The 23,275-nt window shown below is 38.5% G+C and carries 19 protein-coding genes, 4 tRNA genes and 1 CRISPR repeat array; of the genes, 3 read left to right on the top strand and 20 right to left on the bottom strand.

Features of this window, described 5'->3' with window-relative positions; translation table 11 throughout:
- Positions 1-116: 116 nt before the first annotated feature.
- From HXT19_RS02660 to HXT19_RS02645, 4 genes are all read right to left on the bottom strand, one after another.
- Positions 117-1,016, bottom strand: a complete 900-nt coding sequence (locus tag HXT19_RS02660; RefSeq protein WP_004111893.1) for a metal ABC transporter permease — start codon at positions 1,014-1,016, stop codon at positions 117-119.
- Positions 1,017-1,018: 2 nt separating this feature from the next.
- Positions 1,019-1,951 (bottom strand): metal ABC transporter permease, encoded by a 933-nt coding sequence (locus HXT19_RS02655; protein WP_422119744.1) that lies wholly within the window; start codon positions 1,949-1,951, stop codon positions 1,019-1,021.
- Entirely contained in the window at positions 1,941-2,753 is an 813-nt protein-coding gene (locus HXT19_RS02650; protein ID WP_013399558.1) for a metal ABC transporter ATP-binding protein, read from the bottom strand. Before HXT19_RS02650 ends, HXT19_RS02655 begins: the two co-directional genes overlap by 11 nt.
- A gap of 94 nt (positions 2,754-2,847) precedes the next feature.
- A complete protein-coding gene (locus HXT19_RS02645; protein WP_004117940.1) occupies positions 2,848-4,032 on the bottom strand; it encodes a metal ABC transporter solute-binding protein, Zn/Mn family in 1,185 nt (394 codons plus the stop codon).
- A 342-nt stretch (positions 4,033-4,374) separates the two neighbouring features.
- On the opposite strand from HXT19_RS02645, the gene HXT19_RS02640 reads away from it, so the two are divergent.
- The 3 genes from HXT19_RS02640 to HXT19_RS02630 all read left to right on the top strand — a co-directional run bounded on the left by HXT19_RS02640 (position 4,375) and on the right by HXT19_RS02630 (position 7,158).
- Positions 4,375-5,418: an ADP-dependent NAD(P)H-hydrate dehydratase gene (locus HXT19_RS02640; protein WP_009993726.1), complete on the top strand. Its 1,044-nt coding sequence runs from the start codon at positions 4,375-4,377 to the stop codon at positions 5,416-5,418.
- A gap of 14 nt (positions 5,419-5,432) precedes the next feature.
- On the top strand, positions 5,433-6,119 hold the full coding sequence (locus tag HXT19_RS02635; protein ID WP_174191070.1) for an HAD family hydrolase: 687 nt from the start codon (positions 5,433-5,435) through the stop codon (positions 6,117-6,119).
- A gap of 106 nt (positions 6,120-6,225) precedes the next feature.
- Positions 6,226-7,158 (top strand): LysR family transcriptional regulator, encoded by a 933-nt coding sequence (locus tag HXT19_RS02630; RefSeq protein WP_102720664.1) that lies wholly within the window; start codon positions 6,226-6,228, stop codon positions 7,156-7,158.
- A 272-nt stretch (positions 7,159-7,430) separates the two neighbouring features.
- On the opposite strand, the gene HXT19_RS02625 is transcribed toward HXT19_RS02630, so the two are convergent.
- From HXT19_RS02625 to HXT19_RS02550, 16 genes are all read right to left on the bottom strand, one after another.
- Positions 7,431-7,503 (bottom strand) — tRNA-Val (locus tag HXT19_RS02625).
- A 40-nt stretch (positions 7,504-7,543) separates the two neighbouring features.
- Positions 7,544-7,615 (bottom strand) — tRNA-Val (locus tag HXT19_RS02620).
- 31 nt (positions 7,616-7,646) lie between these two features.
- A tRNA-Cys gene (locus tag HXT19_RS02615) sits at positions 7,647-7,717 on the bottom strand.
- A 28-nt stretch (positions 7,718-7,745) separates the two neighbouring features.
- Positions 7,746-7,818 (bottom strand) — tRNA-Gly (locus HXT19_RS02610).
- Between the two features lie 588 nt (positions 7,819-8,406).
- Positions 8,407-8,694 carry a hypothetical protein gene (locus HXT19_RS02605; RefSeq protein ID WP_422119743.1) on the bottom strand — a complete coding sequence of 96 codons (288 nt, stop codon included), beginning with the start codon at positions 8,692-8,694 and terminating at the stop codon, positions 8,407-8,409.
- Positions 8,695-8,973: 279 nt separating this feature from the next.
- Positions 8,974-10,892: direct repeats of the CRISPR family, unit length 28 nt; unit sequence GGATCACCCCCGCGTATGCGGGAAAGAC.
- Positions 10,893-10,999: 107 nt separating this feature from the next.
- Positions 11,000-12,079 carry a type I-E CRISPR-associated endoribonuclease Cas2e gene (cas2e, locus tag HXT19_RS02600; protein WP_422119742.1) on the bottom strand — a complete coding sequence of 360 codons (1,080 nt, stop codon included), beginning with the start codon at positions 12,077-12,079 and terminating at the stop codon, positions 11,000-11,002.
- Position 12,080: 1 nt separating this feature from the next.
- Positions 12,081-13,022: a type I-E CRISPR-associated endonuclease Cas1e gene (cas1e, locus tag HXT19_RS02595; protein WP_004112676.1), complete on the bottom strand. Its 942-nt coding sequence runs from the start codon at positions 13,020-13,022 to the stop codon at positions 12,081-12,083.
- Between the two features lie 25 nt (positions 13,023-13,047).
- On the bottom strand, positions 13,048-13,695 hold the full coding sequence (gene cas6e, locus HXT19_RS02590; protein ID WP_004112674.1) for a type I-E CRISPR-associated protein Cas6/Cse3/CasE: 648 nt from the start codon (positions 13,693-13,695) through the stop codon (positions 13,048-13,050).
- A complete protein-coding gene (gene cas5e, locus HXT19_RS02585) occupies positions 13,696-14,571 on the bottom strand; it encodes a type I-E CRISPR-associated protein Cas5/CasD (RefSeq protein WP_101887831.1) in 876 nt (291 codons plus the stop codon).
- Between the two features lie 58 nt (positions 14,572-14,629).
- A complete protein-coding gene (gene cas7e, locus HXT19_RS02580; protein WP_004112670.1) occupies positions 14,630-15,718 on the bottom strand; it encodes a type I-E CRISPR-associated protein Cas7/Cse4/CasC in 1,089 nt (362 codons plus the stop codon).
- Between the two features lie 94 nt (positions 15,719-15,812).
- Positions 15,813-16,427 carry a type I-E CRISPR-associated protein Cse2/CasB gene (gene casB / locus HXT19_RS02575; protein ID WP_004112668.1) on the bottom strand — a complete coding sequence of 205 codons (615 nt, stop codon included), beginning with the start codon at positions 16,425-16,427 and terminating at the stop codon, positions 15,813-15,815.
- Between the two features lie 22 nt (positions 16,428-16,449).
- Complete coding sequence (locus HXT19_RS02570) at positions 16,450-18,120, bottom strand: type I-E CRISPR-associated protein Cse1/CasA (RefSeq protein ID WP_101887832.1); 1,671 nt, start codon at positions 18,118-18,120, stop codon at positions 16,450-16,452.
- Positions 18,121-18,123: 3 nt separating this feature from the next.
- A complete protein-coding gene (locus tag HXT19_RS02565; RefSeq protein WP_004138506.1) occupies positions 18,124-20,961 on the bottom strand; it encodes a CRISPR-associated helicase/endonuclease Cas3 in 2,838 nt (945 codons plus the stop codon).
- A gap of 856 nt (positions 20,962-21,817) precedes the next feature.
- A complete protein-coding gene (locus HXT19_RS02560; RefSeq protein ID WP_004112662.1) occupies positions 21,818-22,114 on the bottom strand; it encodes a hypothetical protein in 297 nt (98 codons plus the stop codon).
- Positions 22,115-22,243: 129 nt separating this feature from the next.
- Entirely contained in the window at positions 22,244-22,378 is a 135-nt protein-coding gene (locus HXT19_RS02555; protein WP_004138524.1) for a poly(A) polymerase, read from the bottom strand.
- The gene (locus HXT19_RS02550; RefSeq protein ID WP_004112661.1) at positions 22,359-22,532 is read right to left on the bottom strand and encodes a hypothetical protein; all 174 of its coding nucleotides are present in this window, start codon (positions 22,530-22,532) and stop codon (positions 22,359-22,361) included. The genes HXT19_RS02555 and HXT19_RS02550 overlap by 20 nt, the downstream gene beginning before the upstream one ends.
- Between the last annotated feature and the right edge of the window lie 743 nt (positions 22,533-23,275).

Here is a 23,275-nt window from a genome sequence, read left to right as displayed (position 1 = left end):
TTACTAATGTGCAGACCTGGACTTGTGTGGCGTCGATAAACTTACGCGATTAAAACATAAATAAAACGCGCAAAAAACGACGTCAATCGCACGCATTTTTCACGCGCAATTCTCTGTTACTCTAGAACAACAGAGCGACTTTTTAACAATGATTTTTTGCAAAAACCAGAATAAATCTCATGTATTTTCAAAAAGATGCTTTCACTAAGCTTTACAACTAAATAGAAGCATCCAGCGCAAATCGCAATAGTTCCGCCAGCAGAAAGTCTTAAAATCACAGCTAAGGCAAGTCCTAAAAGCGCTATAAAAATAGAAGACAATACGCACGCAAACACAAATTTGTTAATGGAACGCATTCTGCTCTTTAGTGCTGCTGCAGGAGCTGCGATTAAAGATACCGAAACAACAGTTCCAACAGCTGGAATAATTACCGAAACTGTAATGATTATTAGCGCAAGAACAATTCCTTGCATTAATCCGCTTCTGCCTCCTAAAGCTTTGTAATTAGTGGAGTCAAAAGAGCAGTGAATCAAATTAGCACTATTAAAACTCCACAATCCTAGTGCAAGAGCGAATGCAATAATCGCAAAAATCACGTCTGCAGGAGTGCAATTAAGCAAAGATCCTGTTAAAAAACCCTCAATTCGCAATGGAAGAGGAGCAAACCACTTGTTTAAAAAGTAGCCGCTTGCAAAACCAACAGTAAGAGTTATTCCAGCAGATGCTTGAGAAGATATGCCCTTTAGTTTAGAAAGCACATGCATCATAAAAGACAAAACAATACAAGCCAAAGCAGCACCAATAAAAAGACCAATAGACAAAACGTTTTGGTCAATCGTATAAACAGATGTAACTACAACTCCAATAACAGCTCCTGGAAAAGCAGCGTGAGTTATAGACTCGGTGAAGAAAATACGCTGATTAAGCAAAGCCAAGGATCCAACAAAACCGCATAATGCTCCAACAGCGATTGCTTCTACAATCGGAAGAGCAATAATTTGCCAAATACTTACCATTATTACTTTCCACCACCATCTATTGCGCTAGACTTTTTCTTTTTAGAAAACACTAGTGCGTATGTAAATCTGTATAAGAATCTTAAAATCAAAACGACTACGAACATTGCGCAAATACTTAGTGCCACTGCAGCTTGCGGAGAAACTGGATGATCAAGTTCCAAGTTCATAGCGTACATGCCTAATAAAACGCCAAAAATACCAACCGCAACGCCAACAAACGCCATACGCCCAACAGTGCGAGAAACCAATCTTGCGCTAGCTCCAGGAATAACAAGGTATCCAATAACAAGAAGTACGCCAACAGCCGAAGATGCAGAAACTACAACAGACGCAATTGCAACGTTTAGCACAATATCTACAAGTAAAGTATTAACACCCATTAAAGGAGCACTAGCGCGGTCAAACGCAACAACAATTTGCTTCTTCCAAGTTAGAACAAGTAATGCGATTGCAAATAAACAAATAAGCATTGCTTGAGTCATTCTATCATCTGTAACATCTAGCAAACGTCCAAACATAAGTGCTTCAAGCTGACCAGACATATCTCCCTTTTTAAGAGATATTACGATTCCAAGCGCAAAAAATGTTGTTAAAACTGTTGCTATTATTGACTCGTTGATTTTTTGAGACCTAGATGCCCACACAAGAGCGGCAACCAGAAAAATTGCGCAAATCGAAGCTCCTGGAATAATTTGCCCAATTCCACCATATAACGCTCCGACTACGATTCCAGGAAAAATCCCGTGAACCAAAGCCTCCGCATTAAACTCGGCGCATCTTAAGTTAACAAACACGCCAACTATTCCGCTAGCAATCGCAAGAACAATAAGAAGACAGAAAGGTCTGAAAATGTATGGAGCGGATGCAATAAAGTCAAATCCTGGTATAGGCTCGAGGATTTTGCGCAAAGACTCAACCAATTCAGCTAGCATTGGATTCGTCTCCTAAAGCAGTGCCCGAAATACTTGAATCACTAAAAGTGCTTGTGACACTCGCCGCATTTAACGAATCATCTTTGTTTGCTAATTGATTCAAAGTAATACCCGCACTTGCAGCTGGCATACTTCCACCATAAGCCAAAGATATGTTTTCTTTAGTCATGACTTTTCTAAGAGGCCCAAAAGCTACTTGACGACCAGCCAAAAGCAAGGCTTTTTCGCAAATCGCGTCCGCGATTACCAAGTCGTGAGTAGAGACAACAAACGAAATCCCATCTTCTTTTGCGGACTTCATAATATTGAGCAGTTCTTTTCGATTCGGCTCGTCTAATCCGTTAAAAGGCTCGTCTAAAAGAATTAACGTAGGGCGCGCAACAATAGCTCTAGCAAGCAATATTCGCTGGCGCTGACCTCCAGAAAGATCACCAAATCGCACATCTGCTCTATTTAGCAAACCAACATGATTAAGAGCGTCCTCAACAGATTTTTTCTGGCTTTTTTTAAGCAAACCGAGGAATCCAGTTTGCCTGCTTAAGCCCATTGCTACAACCTGACGAGCGGTGATTGGAAAAGTCAAATCCAAATCAACTTGTTGAGGAACGTAGCCTATAGAAACCGTTTTTGGCATTGTTAAGCTTCCATGGCTTACGCGCACAATACCAATAATCGCCTGCAAAAACGTTGTTTTTCCAGAACCATTAGGTCCTATTAAAGCTAAAGCCTCTCCAGCTTCTACACTTCCGTTAAGCCCAGTCACAACAGTTTTATAACCGTATGCTAGGTCGCAATCTTTCATTGCTAGGACGCTCTTATTCACTATAAATTAACCTTCTTGTAACTACTTTTGTAGTGATTTATTATTTTCAGCTACTTATGTAGCTACCTATTAACTACTTTTTCAAAGCAGTTTTTACAGATTCTGGAAGGTCTGGAACTTTGCCATCCCAAGCCTTAACAAGAGTCTGAACATTGTGAACAATGGAACCAATATAAGTCTCGCCAGCAGAGCCAACAGGACCAAGGGAATCGCCATAAAGCGCATCGTCGCCAATAATCGCCTTTACGCCTGCAGCAGCAGCCACAGCCTTAATAGACTTTGAATTGTTGGAATTTTCGGCGAAGATTGCTACGGCACCAGACTTTTTAACAGCTTCTGCAGCCTCCTTAATATGGTCTGCAGTTGCATCTTGCTGACTGTTGAAGTCGGAAAGCGCTGCTCCAATAAACTTAACATTGTAGTCGCGTGAGAAGTATCCGAATGCGTCGTGCGAAGTAAATAGAACGCGATGTTCCTGCGGTACGCTGTTCAAAGCTTCAGTTGCCCAAGAGTCCAAATCAGTAAGCGACTTAACGAACTTTTCAACATGCTCATCGAAGATTGACTTGCTTTCTGGAAGAGCTTTGCCAAGGAAGTTACCAATATTCTTGACTTGAATCATAGTGTTCTTGGTGCTGGTCCAAATATGTGGATCATACTGGAATTCAGGCTCCTTCTCGCCTTCTTCTGGTGGGAATGGCCACTTTTCGGCATGAACCTTTTCAATACCGCGGTCAATCTTGTAAGGAAGATTCTTTTCTTTAGCAGCTTCTGCCTTTGAATCCTTGATTTCGTCTGCGGTAAGAATGCCCGAAGTTACTCCCATCGTGCCCTTAAATCCAGTAGCTTTTACAGCCTGATCTAAGAAGTGCTCAAGATCTACTCCAGAAACAAGCATTAAATCTGCTTTAGAAAGCGCTTTGGATTGCGCTGGAGTCATCTCATGCTCGTGCGCAGATGCGTTTGGAGCAAGCAAGCATGTAAGGTTGATTGTTGACTTTGCTTTGTCTTGAGGCGCGCCAATCACAGACTTTTTGCCTTGAGAATCGGTTTTATTAAGGCTTAATCCAGATTTTGCATCTGCAGTGGATGCGATTTGAGTTACATAATCGCAGATTTGAGTGGTGGTTGCAACTACGTTTACTTGATTACCGTTAGTCTTTTGATCTGCTGTCTTAGCTGTTGATCCACATGCGCACAAGCCAACAGTTAGCAAAGCGGCGGTGGCTGCGGTGGCAAAAATTCGTGCAGTTTTCACTATTTTCCTTTCCGGAATCTATGAATTCACATTATTGCAAGTCTTGTAATCTGTTTAAAAAGCGTTTTCACTTTTTCCATTATTTTTTAATTAGGAAAGATTATCGTTAGCAATAACGTTTAAAAGCATAGAAAAAATATGATGGATGGTCAATGAAATTTTGAAAATTTATTATATTTTTTCAAAAGTGGCGTGTCGCAAATTTTTTGTCTGATATAATTGCGATTTTTCTTGCGTTATATAAATAAATGGTGTATATAGCGAATGCAATGTGACAAATAACAAAACCACAAATAACAATCCCACAAATAACAATCCCAGATATTCACTACAATCGTAAGCATGAGTGAACTTCTAAACATAGAAGCAAAAGATGTAAGCAAATGTCTAAAAAAGCCTAAGCCTTTTTACAATAAATACTCGCGTGGGGTTCTGGGATTAGTAACGGGTTCTAATGAGTATCCTGGAGCTGCAATATTAAGCGCGAGTGCTGCGTCACACGCAAATATTGGAATGGTTCGTTATGCCGGTCCTCTTCGCGCACAAAACTTAGTATTACAAACATCTCCAGAAGTAGTAGCCTCGGAACAATTGACTGGAAAAATCGACGCTATAACAGTTGGATCTGGAATACCAGATGCGGATCATTGCAATACTGAAGCTAGCGCAAATCAAAGAAAATACATTGCGAGCATTCTTGCGCAATATGCGAAAGAAAATAATAATTCGAAAGAACAATCAATAAGTCAAAAAGATAATCTTCCACCACTATGCGTAGATGCTGGAGCGTTAGATTTACTGCCAAAACATGTTTGCACAAAAGTGGTTCTCACTCCACACACAGGAGAATTAAGCTCACTTTTTACTAGATACGACTTGAATATAAGCGCACAGCAAATATCTAGCAATCCAACACACTACGCTCAAAAAGCAGCCGATCTTACTGGAGCAACTGTGCTAGTTAAAGGCGCAACAACAGCAGTTGCATCACCATCAGAACTACACTCTCCCATTTATATTGCAAAATGCGCTCCATCTTGGCTCGCAACCGCAGGTTCAGGAGATGTACTGGCAGGAATTCTAGGAGCATTATTAGCGCAACGCGAAAGAAAAGAAAATAATAAAAATTGTGCAGAAAATTATGCAGAAAACTACGCGAATTACGCAGAAAACGAAAACTATGCTTTTATTGCAGCGAGCGCAGCTGTAATCCACGGAATTTCAGCATCATTAGCATCTAAAATCAACAGCGAAAACAATTACACTCAATTGGCGCAAGACATAGTGGAATCAAATGATGCTTCAACTTCAGATCACCCAATTGTAGCAAGCGATATTATTAATGCGCTGCCTTACATTATTGGTCTTTTAATGAATCTTAATTAGTGAAAGAAGAAAAAATGAAAAACACAAATATCAACACAAATATCAACACAAATGAAAATGTAGAATCTGTTGAAATTCACGACGTAATGTTTGATTATTGTAAGGTCTTACTCGAGTGGAATTGCAGGAATTGTTTACAAAAACAGTTCCCGGATTTAGTAGACACGATTTGCCCTAATGGCACTTTTGGAAAAGACGATTTGGCTGGATTCTATGAGTTTGAAGACCGCATGGACGGCGGCGAACTACTAAAAGACCTTTTGCCAGAATATGAAAGGCGTTTTGGCAAGGAGCTTAGTAACGCTTTTCAATGGTATTGCGCACACTATGACCAAGTTCTTACGCAAATGATGCCTGGAATGGTTGATTTATTGCACGATTTGCGCAAAGCTGGCTACGGAGTTTGGGGATTGACTAATTGGTCTAGAGAAACTTTCCCACTCGCATTGCGTAAATTCCCAGAACTTTCTACTCTTTTACAAGGTACGATTATTTCTGGCGTTGAGCATTTGCATAAGCCACAGCCCGAGATTTTTGAGCTTGCTATGAGCAGATTTGGATTGAAACCGCAAACAACTGTTTTCTTCGACGATAAGCCAGTAAATATTGATGGCGCGCATAATGTTGGAATGCATGGGTTTGTTTTTACTACTACCGAACAAGCTCGCAAAGATTTAGCATCGCTGGGCGTTAAATTATAAGCACTAAGCCAAAGTCGCAAGATTATAGGCGTTAGTTTATAGTTGTTATAGTTGTAATAGTTGGAAATAGTAAAGTATAAATCCCAAAATCGGAAGGCTCTTAATAATGACGCTGCTGCAATTAAAGTACATTGTGAAAATCGTAGAGTGCGGATCTATGAACGAAGCTTCGCATGAACTTTATGTTTCACAACCAGCGTTAAGCTCTTCCGTAAAAGAATTGGAGCGAGAGCTTGGAATTGAGATTTTTACTAGATCTTCTCAAGGAATTGCATTAACTGTTGACGGAGCTGAGTTTTTAACATACGCACGACAAGTTTTAGACCAGGCAGATTTGCTTGAAGAGCGCTACAACAGCACTAAGCCTAGAAAACAGCTTTGCAGCGTTGCAACTCAGCACTACATGTTTGCTGTTGAGGCTTTTGTAGACATGATTCGCAGCATTGATTCTAACGAGTACGAGTTTTCACTAAGGGAGACGCGTACAAAAAATATTATTAATCAAGTGACTTCAATGCGCGCAGACCTTGGTTTGCTTTATCTTTCCGACTACAACAAAGACGTTATTGGAAAAATGCTTCGAGAAAAGCATCTTGAATTCCATCCACTTTTCCGCGCTAAATTGCATGTGTTTATTTCTAGAAACAATCCACTTGCAGGTCATAAAAAACTCACTTTGGAGGATTTGCGACCATATCCGTTTATTCAGTATGAGCAGGGTGAGGATGGTAGCTTCTTCTTTACAGAGGAAGCGGTATGGCCTCAACATCCACCTAAAAAGATTAATGTTACAGACCGCGCAACCATTTTGAACTTTATTATTGGTCTTAATGGTTTTACGATTTGCACTGGAATCGACAATGGCGACTTGAATAACGAGAAAATCGTGACCATTCCGCTGGATTGCGAAGAAACCATGCTTGTTGGGTGGATTAAGAATGAGCGCACGAATCTTTCCCCTGCAGCAATTGCGTATCTTTCTCAACTCGAATCTGTGCTAATTAAACACGGATATCAAGTAATCAGTAAAGCTAAATAGTAGAACTGAGCAGCGTGATTAAGCAACATGAACGAGCAGCGTAACCGAGCAGCGTAACTGCGAGATTTTGGGAATTACACTATTCAGCACCGTTACATTATCCAATACTATTTTTGTGCATAACTCAAAAATAGTGTTTAATTTTGATGCTACGCTTATTCTTAAATCAACCTATACGCGAAAAATGTATTAATAAAATGCTAACTAATACCGAGGCATACCAGTAGATACAAAAAATGCGGTATATCATACCGCGAAACTGAACAATATTGTGGGTGATATAGGAATCGAACCTATGACCCCTTCCGTGTGAAGGAAGTGCGCTAGCCGCTGCGCCAATCACCCAAAATTTTTTTAATTATGCGTGAAAGGCAATCCTTTCGAGTGGGCGATACAAGGTTCGAACTTGTGACCCCTTCCGTGTCAGGGAAGTGCGCTACCACTGCGCCAACCGCCCAGGTTGTTTATTAAGCTAACCCGCTTAATCGAGGTGGGTACGAGAGTCGAACTCATCTATACGGCTTTGCAGGCCGCTGCCTAACCGCTTGGCTAACCCACCGTAAGGTCGAATAACTCACCGGACCTAGAGCGGACAACGGGACTCGAACCCGCGGTCTCAACCTTGGCAAGGTTGCGCTTTACCAACTAAGCTATGTCCGCAATGCTCTCACACTGACAACTGCCAGCGCCGAAGCACGAGTAACTACTATACCCGAAATATTTACAAATGCAAGCTTTGCGTCTTTTGGCGTGTCGCTTGGCGTGTCATATATTCATAGCAAATGTATCAAAATTATTGCGCTAAGGAAACAGTTTTGATACGTGCTTATTGTGTATGATAAACCTAACTAAACAATAACAACAATATGGGTGACCTTTATGTATGAGGAAGATGCCCATATGATAGAATTGAATTGAGAGCTGGGGCTCCCCTTACCCTTAATCTCGTAACGAGTAGGTTTGGGGGAATGACCAGCTCTTTTGTAATAGTTAATTTTCCTGTTTTCTATTATGCAAACGCAACTTAGTTTCGTATCTTCTCTAGATAAACGTTTTTGAAAAATAGTATTTATTGAATCCTTTGTTACATTGGATATTCTAAAAAATAAAGCTATAATGAATGTAACGCGAGGGCCTCGCAGCTGCCGTTTACGTCAGATTGTTAGTCGAGGGGATCCCTCGCAATTTTCATTATAAGTATATTTTCTAGGGTTATAGGTTCTAGGGTTATAGACCAAAATTTATTTTTTATTCGTCTAATGGATCAACTTTACGCGGTAACCCTAAATCGTCTGCTATATCGTCATATATATCGCCGCACTCATAAGGCTCTAGCAGGTTATACGCTTCGATTAACAACTCTTTAGGCGCACTCTTGTGCAACCATGCTTCTGCCAAATAGTCACCAATTGCAATTGATGGCTCTCCTGCTCTAATAGCACTATTGACTGCTTCTTTAAAACGTTCGTCCATAGTAGGTTCTGCATAGGGACGGAGCTTCTCAGCCATATCATAATAAATTTTCATCATATTCATTAGCTTTTAATTCCTCTCTTATTTTCCACATCATTATATGCAGTAATAACACGCTAAGCTCTTTCTTTTTGATAAATGCACTTCTAGGATAGCATCAGCGTATGCAGGAAAGCCTATGAGCCAAGGCGAAAAAATGACACCATATTCCAGCGATAATAACAAGTGAGAACATAGCCGATACTATTGCATCTAATTTCATAATGAGCCTGCAGTATAGTGGATAGTGAGTCCCGGACACTTGGTCTGTTCGGGACTCTTTATTTACTTATTGCACTTCAAGGATCACCCCCGCGTATGCGGGAAAGACCGTTCCGCGGTATTGAGCGGAAAGAGTCGGGAAGGATCACCCCCGCGTATGCGGGAAAGACAAGAACTTGCAGATAACACAGGCGCACAATTTAGGATCACCCCCGCGTATGCGGGAAAGACGTTATTTTTCTAACCTAATTGCATCTTCTAATGGGATCACCCCCGCGTATGCGGGAAAGACTTCTCGTAACTTAATAAATTGTTTACTAATTTGGGATCACCCCCGCGTATGCGGGAAAGACCCATTCGATGCTTTCTCGTGTTGCTCGTTCTTGGGATCACCCCCGCGTATGCGGGAAAGACGGTACGATTGACGTATTTATTGTACCCTGCCAGGGATCACCCCCGCGTATGCGGGAAAGACAAGTTTGCAAAGATGTTAAAAGCTCTTTACCAGGGATCACCCCCGCGTATGCGGGAAAGACTTCTCGTAACTTAATAAATTGTTTACTAATTTGGGATCACCCCCGCGTATGCGGGAAAGACCTCCAGAAATAGGGAATATACCGCAATCGAAAGGGATCACCCCCGCGTATGCGGGAAAGACACATTGTCAATACCAAGCATCGTATAAATACAAGGATCACCCCCGCGTATGCGGGAAAGACCAAATAAAACAGCGTTAGAACAGCAGAAAGACGGGATCACCCCCGCGTATGCGGGAAAGACAACTCTTTGACTCTATTCGCACAGAAGCAAACAGGATCACCCCCGCGTATGCGGGAAAGACTCAAGCTCATCAAGTTTATCAAGAGCACTCAAGGGATCACCCCCGCGTATGCGGGAAAGACTGTATTGCGATGGGTATTTTTTACGCAACTCAAGGATCACCCCCGCGTATGCGGGAAAGACTTTTTAATAGCTTGTCGACGCGACTCAAGCGGAGGATCACCCCCGCGTATGCGGGAAAGACATGGCTCGTATTCAGCGGTTGGGCTTGTTTGTGGGATCACCCCCGCGTATGCGGGAAAGACTGTAGTAGTTCATCTGCAAGCTTGCGCGCTTTGGGATCACCCCCGCGTATGCGGGAAAGACCTTTATCAAAATCAGCGCTAAACGTATCGCCAAGGATCACCCCCGCGTATGCGGGAAAGACCAAAATAGTTAAATTATTTACAGCCATAATACAGGATCACCCCCGCGTATGCGGGAAAGACTTGTGCTAGCTGACTGTCGTTGATATTGCTTAAGGATCACCCCCGCGTATGCGGGAAAGACACATGCCTCACGGACGCTTACCAGGCAGCAAAGGGATCACCCCCGCGTATGCGGGAAAGACTTTGTTTTCTTCTTCGATTGCCTTATCTAGGCGGGATCACCCCCGCGTATGCGGGAAAGACATACGACTGTTAATAACGCACAACGTACCTATGGGATCACCCCCGCGTATGCGGGAAAGACGCTGGTTCACCACCTGCAATTTGCTTGTAGATGGGATCACCCCCGCGTATGCGGGAAAGACATTTGCTCTCTAAACATCTGATACATTCGTTGAGGATCACCCCCGCGTATGCGGGAAAGACAAGTTTGCAAAGATGTTAAAAGCTCTTTACCAGGGATCACCCCCGCGTATGCGGGAAAGACTTCTCGTAACTTAATAAATTGTTTACTAATTTGGGATCACCCCCGCGTATGCGGGAAAGACCTCCAGAAATAGGGAATATACCGCAATCGAAAGGGATCACCCCCGCGTATGCGGGAAAGACACATTGTCAATACCAAGCATCGTATAAATACAAGGATCACCCCCGCGTATGCGGGAAAGACCGTCCTTCTTAGATCTAAAATCGTAGTTACTCAGGATCACCCCCGCGTATGCGGGAAAGACACCGTGTACTCTTACGTTATTTATACTCATAAGGGATCACCCCCGCGTATGCGGGAAAGACACTTAAAAATCCCAATAAAATAGCCATTTTTCTAAGACTAAATAGTAAAAACTATTTAGTCTTCAAAACTAATCCATTGTTGCACACAATCCTTTAAAATTATAACTTTATGAAAGAAATTTTAACAATTCTGTCAAATTAAAAACAAGCTGCGCTGTTAGTCTAGCATCCAGAAGAGCTCTATGCGGAACGGATTCAGCAATGTTGTATTCATCTAGCACTGTTTTTAATTGGTAATTTTTTAAAAATTTCTTTTCTTTCTTTACAAAACGAGAGATATCAAAAATTTTATTAACTGAAAGAGAATCATCAAAACTTTCACCTAATGAGGATAAAGCAGAATTCAAAAATAACATATCAAATTGTACGTTGTATCCAAGTACAGGTAATTTGCCGACAAAATCAATAAATTCATTTAATGCTAAATCTAAACTTACACCATCCGACTCAAGCATATCGCACGTAATACCAGTTAACTCAGTAATCTCATCTGGAATTATATTATTTTTTCTAAGAATATTATTGTTAGAATCATTAATATTTATCAGAGTTTTAAATTCTTCAACTCTTCCATCTATAAACTTAACAGCTCCAATTTCAATGATTTTATCAACTTTGCTATTTAAACCTGTAGTTTCGCAATCTATTACAACAAAATTCTTACTTATTTTCCCAATAAAATTTTTCCAGTAATCTGTACAAGTTATTTCTTCATTATTTGTAGTAAATTTTGCATTTTGAGAAACATTATCATAACTTAGATAACTAATACTTTCAGTTGTAAGATTATTTTCAATTTTATTAGAAGTAGTATTAATACTTTTACGCCTAACATTTGAAAATTTCCTTGCGTTATGAAAATGTGCTGCATCGCTAAATCCATGTTTAATATCGTTTTCTAATGTATCAACTGTTGGAATACGTACCAGAGGTAATCCATCCGAATAAACCACCTCACGATGCGAATGAATAGTTTTAAAATCGTAGCCAATTTCATTTCTGGAAGAAAAGCTCATTGTTACAGCACCATTTCCAACACTGTCTTCTATGCGCTTCCATAATTCTTCTCGAACTCGACTATTAAAATTGCCGACGTAAACGCCTGTAGCTATTTCTTGCATCCACTTGGTTAAATCACCTCTTAAAGATAGTGGACAGTTAGTCATCGTAATCACAGTTAACGGCATATCAATTCACCTCACTGTAATTTATTCCAGAATCTACTAGAAGTTCCTTATCGTCCCAAAGATGTATTACATCAACAGTAATTTGCTCGTCAATTGGTATTTCAAGAAGATTTTGTATATCATTAACAATACGAGACATTATGTTGCAATTTGCGAAGCAATCGCGCATCTTCAAACGCATTAACTGTTCAATGTCATCCTCGGATTCACACTGAGAAGCAACTTCAAAAGACGCAGGAATAGTTAATTCAGCTTTATATAAGTCTGCAATATCATATACGAGAGAAAGATCATGTCCAGTATGTACGAAACCTAATCCAGGTGCTAAACCTAAAGCAGATATTATGCTATGCACTAAACCGTATAAGCATACGTTACCTACAGACAATGCTTGATTAACAACAGTGCCACTTTCAAAATCGTCGATTTTATAATCGCGACCATTCCATTGGACATTGTATTGGTTAGACATTTCCCTATATACATGTCTAACACGAGCGCCCTCTCGACCTCGCAATTGTTGCATAGTATATGACGATACGTTTTCGTTAGGGAAACGCATTTGATACATTTTTCTCGCAACGCTCAGTCTAGACCTATTATTAGTAACAAGTTTTGCTTGTTTTTCCAACAATCTTGAACTTCTTGACAATGCTCTACCATGAGCATAATTTCGAACCCCATGCTCACCAACCCAAACTATGCTTGCACCAACATCTCCAAGTAATTCCATAGCTCTATGAGTAATCTCAGTACCAGGGCCTAAAAGTAAAACACCAATCATTGCAGCAGGAACTCTTATAGTTCCATTTGCATCAAAGACTGTAACAGCACTATCAAGACGATTAATTTTCGCATGCTCTACGTATATAAAACTCACTCTGTCGCTTATACGTGGAAGCTCTGGTATTTCAGCTTTTTTGGCACCGAATTTCTTTTTCATACTGTTACAGCCTTTAATCATTTATTTAATTGTCTAAAGGAATTACTGTCATCATTCCAAAGCCATACGCTTTCTTTTTGCCAATTCCTTCTAACAGTGTTTTACGCATAATCTTTGCATCACTAATTGTTAAAATACCTTGATAAACAGCTTTACTTAATCGAATAGGTTTTTCTGACTTTGTAAATAAGCTATATCCGCGTTCAACAATAGCGAATTCATTTTCGTTCAACGAAAAACCTAATTTTTGTGCGCGATTAAGCAAAAAATTCATCTGCTGATCATAAGTAACATGTGGTACTACCCTACCTCTAGTAGTGCGAGTTTCAGCAGTATCAGAAATAGAAACAACAGGGTTAAGCGTCACACGAAATTGCATTCTCATGCCATTCATCAGTGAGCCTAAAAACTTATCATAATTCTTACTTGACGCTGTTCCAGCAACACCATACATCTCTAGACGTTGCAAATCTGGTTCAGAATCACTCACTATAAGCAAGTAATGTTTTCCATGCAGAACATCAACTCTCCATAGTTTTCGGCTTCTTTCATGATTCTCCCATTCGTCGGGAAAACTTTGCTCAACCCAATTGTGAAAAGCTCCGACAGATTTAAGATCTCTCAATGATGAGGGCTTTTTATAATCAATTTCAACTCTGCTTAAATAAGACATTTAAGACTCCAATCCAGAAAAAGCATCATGCTCAGCAATAAAATCTCCAGTAGATTTCACATGCTTACTATCTGATGAAATACCTTCCGAATCCGAATTATTGTGGAGAATTCTCTTAATAGGTATTTCCACTTTTGACTCGTAACGGAATCCGAATTTTCTTTCCTTGTTAGAGAAAGAATTAACGAAATCCTTGCGCAATCTGCGAACTGATCCCTGAATTTTATAAGTACTAGTATCGTCTTTAACTAATTCTGCTACAGCTTTATCTACTAAATCAGAATCAGCGTATAAGGATATAAATACTTCATTGCATGATTCATCAGCAGACTCTGATGAATCAGATAGTCTAAAAGTATTAAATCTTTTTTTAGACCACTTGTTTGCAAGCCACTCATGCGTTAATAGAGCCTGAATTACTCCACAATCTTCTACTCCTAGAATAAAGTCAGCAGTAGGAGGCAATGATCTTCTGCCTAAACTAGATTGAAAATACGGCGAGCGCAACGCATCGTTAATACTGTAAATAAGTTGCTCATTATCGGATCCTATTGCAACTAGGAATATGGCATCTTCTAGATAGTAACGATTTGTAACGTAATTTTTTTCAAAGTCACCGTTAGACTTATATTTTGCAGCAATATGATAATCTCTAAGCAAATTTCCTTGCTGATCTATTCGTACTGCAAAATCTAAATCATTAAGCTTTGCAATCTCTTCATCACAATCTGCGCTTCTTCTATATCCAAAAGCTGCAGCAATCATACCTACTACCGCACTTTTAGATGGATAGTAGTCTGTGTGACGAGTCTCAAAATGAGAATCTGTACCCCATGATTGCAACGGTCCAGAAAACTTCAGTAATAAACTTTTCATAAGATTCCTAACTGTTAAACACTAAATATCAACTAATAAGTGTTATTTATTAAGGAATTTACTGAAGAAATTCGGGGACTTTAGAAGAAAAATCATCCAATAATTGCTGCATACTTTGTTCTTCCACTCCTAATTTAAGATTCTCATTTGAAGAATCCATTGTTACATAGAATGATGCAAGTGGCTTATGGACGAATTTTTGAACTTTCTCGTATTCTTGAGATAGCTTATCTATAGACTTTGAGACATATCCGTCTTTAGATTTTACTGGATCTTCAAATGCACTAACTAAGTTCACTGGCCTGTCATCTCTTAAAGTTACCACCAGCATTTGCGGCAAAGTTTGGTTAGCAAAAGTATTTGCTTTTCCAGTAGGCATTGCGTTAGCGAAAGCTTCAATAAAAAGTCTAAGAGCATTAATTGTAGATTCTTTGTTATCACTCAACTGATGGCTAAATTCATGTACTGCAACATTTGCATAACGATACAGCGTTGAAGAATTATATTCTATTGTTCCAAGCATTCCAGCTCCAGCATTATCATCCGCAGATAAATCATCAACAGCAGTATAGTAATCGAATTCAGTACGAACAGCGTGAGTGGAAATTGCGTGAGCAACTTGCGAAGAAGCGTCCTCATTAAGCGATGGATCGTCTGCAAGCATGCGACCGAATAACGCAATATCAATAGGTGGATTATCTCTCAAGATTTCTTGCAGTTGCTTCTTGTCAGTAACATTATTGATTGCTGCTTGAGCTAGAGAATTTGCTTGAGTCTCGCCTAAGAAGAATAAAGCTTTTGATGTAGGAACTGTTTCCCCCTTATCTGTTTTAGTTTTAACTCCAGCAGTATTTAACGTTTTATCTGCTAAATCTAATGCTTCTTGTTCAGATAATTCTGGTTTTAAAGTAATGATTTTATCGGCAACGTATTTAACAATATTTTTGCTTCGTATTCCAACATTAGAATCACCGCTGTGCTCTTTGAAGTATTCACGCATTGAGTGCTTCCAGCATTGAGAACTTATTCTGGTTCTAGTTACACCGCCATATTGAGCAGTTTTTGGACTGCCTGCATCATCGCGATTAATATTGCATGGTGGAACAGTTTGGATTGCTTGAATATCTAAGAATAAATGAGCGTTCATTGTTTTGCCTTTCTAAATTTTAGTTAATTGTTTAATAACGTTGTTTTTGAAATATGTAATTTTTAAAATATGTGATGTTGCTAAAAAGTTATTGCTACTTGCTTAAGCGATAATATTCTTGCGCCCAGGAAAGTCTTACTTTTTCTGAATCTTCAAACTGAAGCAAATATAAATCGCGAGCTAGTTTAGAATAATCAATCGATTGTTGATTTTCTTTTGTTCTGCTTTTTAGTAGTCGAACTAGTTGACGAAGGTAGTAGTAAAAACTTTCGTAGTCGTTTGCAGTGATCATAACACTAAAGCGCCTATCCATAGCTCCACGTACGCCTTCATCACTTCTTAGTGTTCTTAAAGCTGTTCCCATATTGTTATAAGATTTTTCATTTTCTGAATCTTCAGATTTGTTCAAATCTTTATAACTTGATTTTTCTGCAACACCTTGCTCGTACAATGCGTATATTTGCAAAGTGTTTATAACAGCTCGCAATTGGTAGTTAACTTCGCCATATTTATCTATGAAGCTTTCTGGCACATTGTTTAATATCCATGGCCATATTTCTATTGACTGACTTAATGGCTTACCGATTGTGTGACGTAGTTGAGCAAGCATAGTTCGTCTCGATGCAATATCTGAGCCGTTCAAGAATTGATTTATGATTTTACTGACAACGCTTGATACTTCAACAGATTTGCTTTGATTTTCAGCCATAATAGCCTCCTTTCTATGTCTTTTATTTTCCTGATAATTTTTTTAATCGACTAGTAAAAACGTTGTAAGCTGTAACTATATTTTTTGTAGATTCTTTCTCGCTTTGATCAGATGGTCTACCTGTAAAATCGCGCAATGTTGCATTTTCTAGCATTCCTTTTGCCTCATCTATGAGTATGTTATGCAAAGTATTTCTCCATTGAGTACAACGTTCATTCATTGAATCTTTTGGTTTAATATTTGCTAACCATTCTCTAAACGGTTGATCAACTAAGAAATAAGCCTGACTAATGTACTTAGCAGAATATTTAGTTGCATCATCTTTACTTCTATTGCGTATTTCACATATGTCGAGAAGAAATTGCTTGTAAATGAATCCTATGGCAGATCTTGTATACTCAACTTCATTGTTAATTCTGTATACCCATCCATCGTCAGCATTATCAGTTACTACGACTTCATCAATATATAAAGTATCGCATATTTCATCTGTAGGAACCCAAGATGTAGCATTACCATCATCTTTCATACTTATAGCTTGCAGTGAAATAGAAGAGCCAGCAATATCATGTTTAATTTCGTTAAGCCATTCCATAATTCCTGGTTTGTGATTTTTTACACTACCATCGTATAATTCTTGCGATGTAAGGAGTCCAAATGATCTCCACATAGCTTCTTCTGTTCTATGCTTCCTTGGAGTGTATTTATCCTTATTTTCACCTTCTTTGTTATACTGCCATACTGTCATTGGCTCAATAAAAGCATTTTTATGATTAATATCAGGAAGTTTCACTATAGAAACCGATATTGGCTTGTCAATGCTAATATCAGGATTTATATATATTGCTCTACTCCATCGAGTGTAAAGCTGGGAAACATTGTCAATAAATGTTTCATAAAACGAATTTTCAATATTTTCTGTTCCTGAATATTCCCAACATGGCTTTTGTTTTTTCTCAGGAGATTGCACATCGCCAACAAGTACACAATTGAGCATAAGAGTTTCAAATAAATTTGCTCCTATTATCTCAATACCGCCGAGATCAAAAAGCCAACCTTTAGAAGCTTTATATTTTTCCGTACCAAACATGGTCTTATCTGCTAATCCAGCGTATGACTGTAAGGTAATAATCCATCTTGCTAATTGTGGTTCAGTAAGTGATGATTTGTTGTTATCAACATTATCTTTTGGAGAAAATACTGCTATTTTATTGTTACTTTCAGAAATCAATCGATTTATATTTTTACCAGATATCTCACTAGGAGATTTACCGCCAAGATTTTTACTATCTACATCCTGTTTAAGTACTTGGAAAAATGGATATTTGTCATCAAAAAGGTAGAAATGATCATGCCATTGTTCTAAATATTTGAAAACTGCATCTGGAAACTTTTTTGAATTCCAAACTTCGCGCCAAATATCCATTGTTTCTTCATTGAAATCATCTTCAGTATCTTCACCTGAATCAAATTCACGAGAATTTCCCTGAATATCGTACCTAGAAAAAACAGTATGAAGCGCAGCAAGCAAAACACGAAGCAATGCAAAGTCCTGAGTTTTCATATCGCCAGCAAGAGCTTTATATTCAGATGCATGCTTAAACACATCTGTCATTGATACGAGCTTATTGTGGCCTTTTTCGTCTACAATGACGGAAATCCAAGGCTCATCTAGTAGATTAAACCTGCTCACCTTTTATTCCTTTCTGTCTTCTTCCGAACTCTTAATACATACAATACCACTTTTCTCAGAATACACAACTCTGCATTTCGATAATTTGCAAATATTATTTTCATCGAATAAAAGCACCAAAGAACCTCGCAACCAAGGCTGATTATCCCAATTTTTGAATTGATTTTGTTTTCGTATTCTTTCCAGTTCTGCAATTGTTTCATCAACACGATTGCTGTTTAATGTAAACATCCACGGCAATCCTACTGTTTCTTGAGCAAGTTTCATTGCAACTTCTGAATCATCAATATTTTGTGAAATATCTTCACAATCATGGAAAGTTCCATAGCCAGATCCAACTTTTTTCACAGCAATAACTTCTATAGATTCGCCGCTATTACGAACTTGAGCACATGCAAATTCATCAGATTCATTTGTAATTGGATTCTCCAACAGGCCGACAATAGATCTTTTACCGATTTTTGATTTTGGATTTTCGATTCTATATGTTTTTGCAGCACTTTCATTACTATTTCTTACTGAATCATGTTCTCTTTTTGCAACAGCATACACATCTTTCAAATCTTCTTGCAACTCTAAAGGATTATCGCCATAAACTATTTGCACTAATCGAGAAATATCTTGAGGCATGTTTATAACATCTGGCAAATAGTATTGAGTTCTCATAAGTAAATATTTGCTGTAAATAGACTCTGAACCTTTATCAAATTCATAACACTCACTGGTTCCCAACACATATAAAATTGGCTCTGTGAAAGTTTCTGGGCGTTCCATCGTATGCCTGTGTAATCTGCCAGCACGTTGAAGTAATAAATCTATAGGAGCAAGATCAGTAAACAAAATATCAAAATCAATATCAAGTGACTGCTCTAATACTTGCGTACCGATAATTATTGCACGAGTAGGTCTATGAGCATTCTTGCCAATCATATTGCAAATCTGTTGTTCTTTTCTAACTCTATCTGTAGCAATAAATTGCGAATGAATAACTATAACTTCGTCATCACTAAATTCATCAACGCACGCATTATAAATTTCTTGAGCTCTTTTAACGGTGTTTACTATAATCCCAGCAATGCCGCCATTATTTAACAAAGATTTAAGCTCACTAACAAGTGATTCGTGTAATCTATCGTCTGTTATTTTTCTTACAGAAACAGATTTATTTTCACTAGCATCATTTTCAATAAATTTTTGTTTTACACAGTTTTTATCACTGTACGTAATTAAAGGATAATTATTTGTTTCAAAATCAACATTAGATTTATCACATTCTCTCCAACTAAATCCAAATAACCCACACATATAGGCTTTTATAAGTTCTTTTCTACGCTTGGCTGGTAAAGTAGCAGAAAGTAACACTACGGGAACACCGTATGCTGCCATCCAAATAAGAGATTCTTCAAGATACTTATTCATATAAGCGTCATAAGCGTGCACCTCGTCAATAATTACAACTTTTTTACTTAAGCCCAAATGACGTAGCATAAGATGTTTCTGCTTTAGCGAAGCTAACAAAAATTGATCTACTGTACCAACTACAAAATCATCCAACATTGCGGTTTTTCGCCCAGTAAACCAATCATTAAGTATTACTCCATTATTATTTACATCATTATTACTAGATCTACTCTCAGAACCATCATTCATATTTTGCATTCCATGCGGTAAATGCGCATAATCTGCATTCAGTTCAGCTTTACCATGAACTAAACGTAAACCAATTTCACCCTGAAAATCACGATTCACGCTTTTAAGCCAATCCTCAACTCTCCTAAACATTCCGTTAGAAGTTGCTTGAGTAGGAAGACCGAAGAATACTCCGCTTCTTCCGGTTAGATTTGCTAATTGCTCAGCGGCAATCAAAGAAGCTTCTGTTTTTCCTGAACCCATTGCAGATTCAAGAATAAAAATTCCAGGCTCTTTGCAATGAGAAATGACATCGTGCAACGCTGTCTGAATGCTATTCGGCAAGAAGCCAAAACGATGTTTGTATATTTGCGAAACATTGCTACAACAATTTAATGATTCCCATACGTCTTTAGAACCATGTTGTAACCACTTTTCCCAGCCTTTTCTATATCTTTCTTCCTGATTTTCAATCAAATCTTTCTCTATTGGAATAAGAGGAAAATAGTGTTCATTACTAGCAATCCAATCAGCCATAATTACTAATCCACACAATAAAACTTGTGCTGGCTCACTTATTTCTGGAAGATCATCTACATTAGAAAAATCATTTCTTTCTAAAGCCCAAACCAAAATATCATTCTGCAATTTTTTCCATAATTTACTATTCTCACTTTCAGTTTCACTTTGATAGTAATGGTCAGAATACGCAGATTCGTTATTTTTATAAACAAAATCATTATCTAAAGGCTTACCGTGATGAGCACCAACGATTGCACAAATTCCTTCATGGACTCCAGCATTAGAAAGAATAGCTTGACCAGTTATAGTGTGATGGCTACTCGAGCAATCTTCTGCCTTTTTAATAAAATCATCGATATTTGTAAAACCAACAGTAGCTAACTTATTTTTTAACGCAATATCTAAATCTTCTGAATTTGAATACGATTTTCGAAACTGAAAAACTGGAGTAGCTTTACCAATATCATGTATGCATCCTAAAAATTGAGATAACTTTTTTGCATCAACATGTTTACTTAATGAGGCTTCAATCAATCTTCGCTGACCATCACTAAGCCAATGATCCCATAATTGACCAATAACATTTCCAGTATCTTCAAGGTGTTGAGCAAGAGGAAGCCATTGCATTACTCCATTAACTTCTCTCTTTTTACCCCATAATTCAGGATTAACAACATGATTACAATTCATGATTACCGTCTTCCCATTTTTCCTAATCCACAATGATTATTAAATAATGGCAAATATACTCTCAATAAGAGCTTTAAGAAAGATTGTGTTGCATATTTATTACTAAACTAGTTGAGCTTCAAACGGATGCAATACGTTTGAAGCTCAAATAATTGCCTCGCCAATGCGAGAAAGACGATAGAACACGAAACGCAGAAGGATCACCCCCGCACATGCGGGAAACTCTATCAAAAGCGATTATACATCAACAACATTGTTATTGTGATTCATTAATCTAAATCTTCTGCGTATAAAGTTAGGTCAGTTTGTAGTATAAATTTAAAATTGTTCAAAGTGATATAACTCTTACAAGAGTAAAGCAGATGTAGATGTTTAATGCGTAGGAAGAGTGTCATTCACAAAAATAGATATAACACAGGTGTATCAAAATTATTGCGTTAAGGAAACAGTTTTGATACGTGCTTATTGCGTATGATAAATCTAGCTAAACAATAACAAGAATATGGGTGATCCTTGCGTATAAGGAAGGTGCTCATATGATAGAATCGAATTGAGAGCTGGGGCTCCCCCTTACCCTTGACCCTTCACGGGGTAGGTTTGGGGGAATGACCAGCTCTTTTGTAATAGTTAATTTTCCCGTCTTCTATTATGCAAACGCAATTTAGCTTCATATTTTCTCTAGATAAACGTTTTTGAACAATAGTATTTATTGAATCCCTTGGTACATTGAAATATTTTAAAAAATAACGCTATAATGAAAGCAACGCGAGGGCCTCGCAGCTGCCGTTTACGTCAGATTGTTAGTCGAGGGGTCCCTCGCAATTTTCATTCTAAGTATATTTTTTTAATATACAATTTATTCATCTTCATCGTAATCTGCAGAATGTTGGCGACGTGGAATCCCTAGTTTATCTGCCATTTCGTTATATGAATCAAGATAATCATCGTCAATAAGATTGTATGCTTCAATAATAAGTTTGCGAGGAGTATCTTGATGTTCCCATGCAAAACTTAAGTAATCTGCTAATGCTTCATAAGGCTCTCCTGCGCATGTAGCATTACTAGCGGCTTCTTTGCAAAGTTTATCCATGTATGGTTCAGCATAAGGCCGAAGTTTCTCTGCCGTGTCATAATAAATTTTCTGCATGTTCATCAGCTTTTCACTCCTCTCTTATTTTCCACAACTGGGAACACGGTATTAACGCGCATACTTTTAATTGCTTACAACCTTTTGCAGGTGGCTAAAATCTGATAATTGTTGATTTAATATAAAATTTATTTTTTATTCATCTGGTGAATGGACTTTACGCGGAACTCCTAAATCGTCTGCTATATCGTCATAGACATCTCCGCATTCATAAGGATCTAGAAGGTTATAGGCTTCTATTAGCAACTCTTTAGGTGCACTCTTGCGCATCCATGCGTCTACTTAAATAAATATCAATTGCGATTGATGGTTCACCTGCTCTAATAGCGCTATTGGCTGCTTCTTTAGAGTGTTTGTCCATATTAGGTTCAGCATAGGGACGAAGTTTCTCAGCCATATCATAACAAAGTTTCATCATATTCATCAGCTTTTGATTCCTCTCTTATCTTCCACATCGTTATATGCAGTAACAACGCGCTAAGCTCTTTCTTTTTTGATAAACGCACTTCTAGGATAGCATCAGCTTATGTGTGAAAGCCTGAAAAACGTGTGGTTATAGGGTTATAAGCAAAAACGCGTGGTACTCCTCAGACTAATGTTCCAGTCTTGAAAGCTAGTTGCCGAGGGCCACGCGTTGCAATTAAGATTCATACCTCATATGTGAGAAAAAAATTCCAACTACACATACTAGCTAGAATTTCTATGAATAACCACACATTTAGAAAAGACCTAAAAGCACCGTGGTGCGCAATTGTCAAGAGGACGAAAAGGATAAAATCGCCCTTTGCACCACGGCTCTACTATGCTATCACGATACACATCGACCGTAAACACATTCGCATAAATCTTTGTGCGGAAAAACTAATTTCGTTGATTTAACGTAGTCAGCCCTCACTTGCGTTGAAAAGCACACTATGCTTTCAACTTTGAGCAAGCTCGGCGTTCCAAGGTACTTTCGCGCTTGTTGTGTTGCACTCAAGCAGGTTGTCCCGCCCCACGATGCGGGAAAGACTGTGAACCAAGGTGAAAAATGGCACCATACGCCAGCGATAATAACGAGTGAAAACATAGCAGATACTATTGCATCTAATTTCATAATGAGCCTGCAGTATAGTGGATAGTGAGTCCCGGACACTTGGTCTGTTCGGGACTAACTATTTACTTATT

Origin of the sequence: Gardnerella sp. DNF00038, from assembly GCF_049262855.1 — a bacterium.
In the GTDB taxonomy this organism is placed as follows: Bacteria; Actinomycetota; Actinomycetes; order Actinomycetales; family Bifidobacteriaceae; genus Bifidobacterium; species Bifidobacterium vaginale.
Note: the sequence above shows the minus strand (reverse complement) of the source record. Positions and strands in the feature narration are given on the sequence as shown.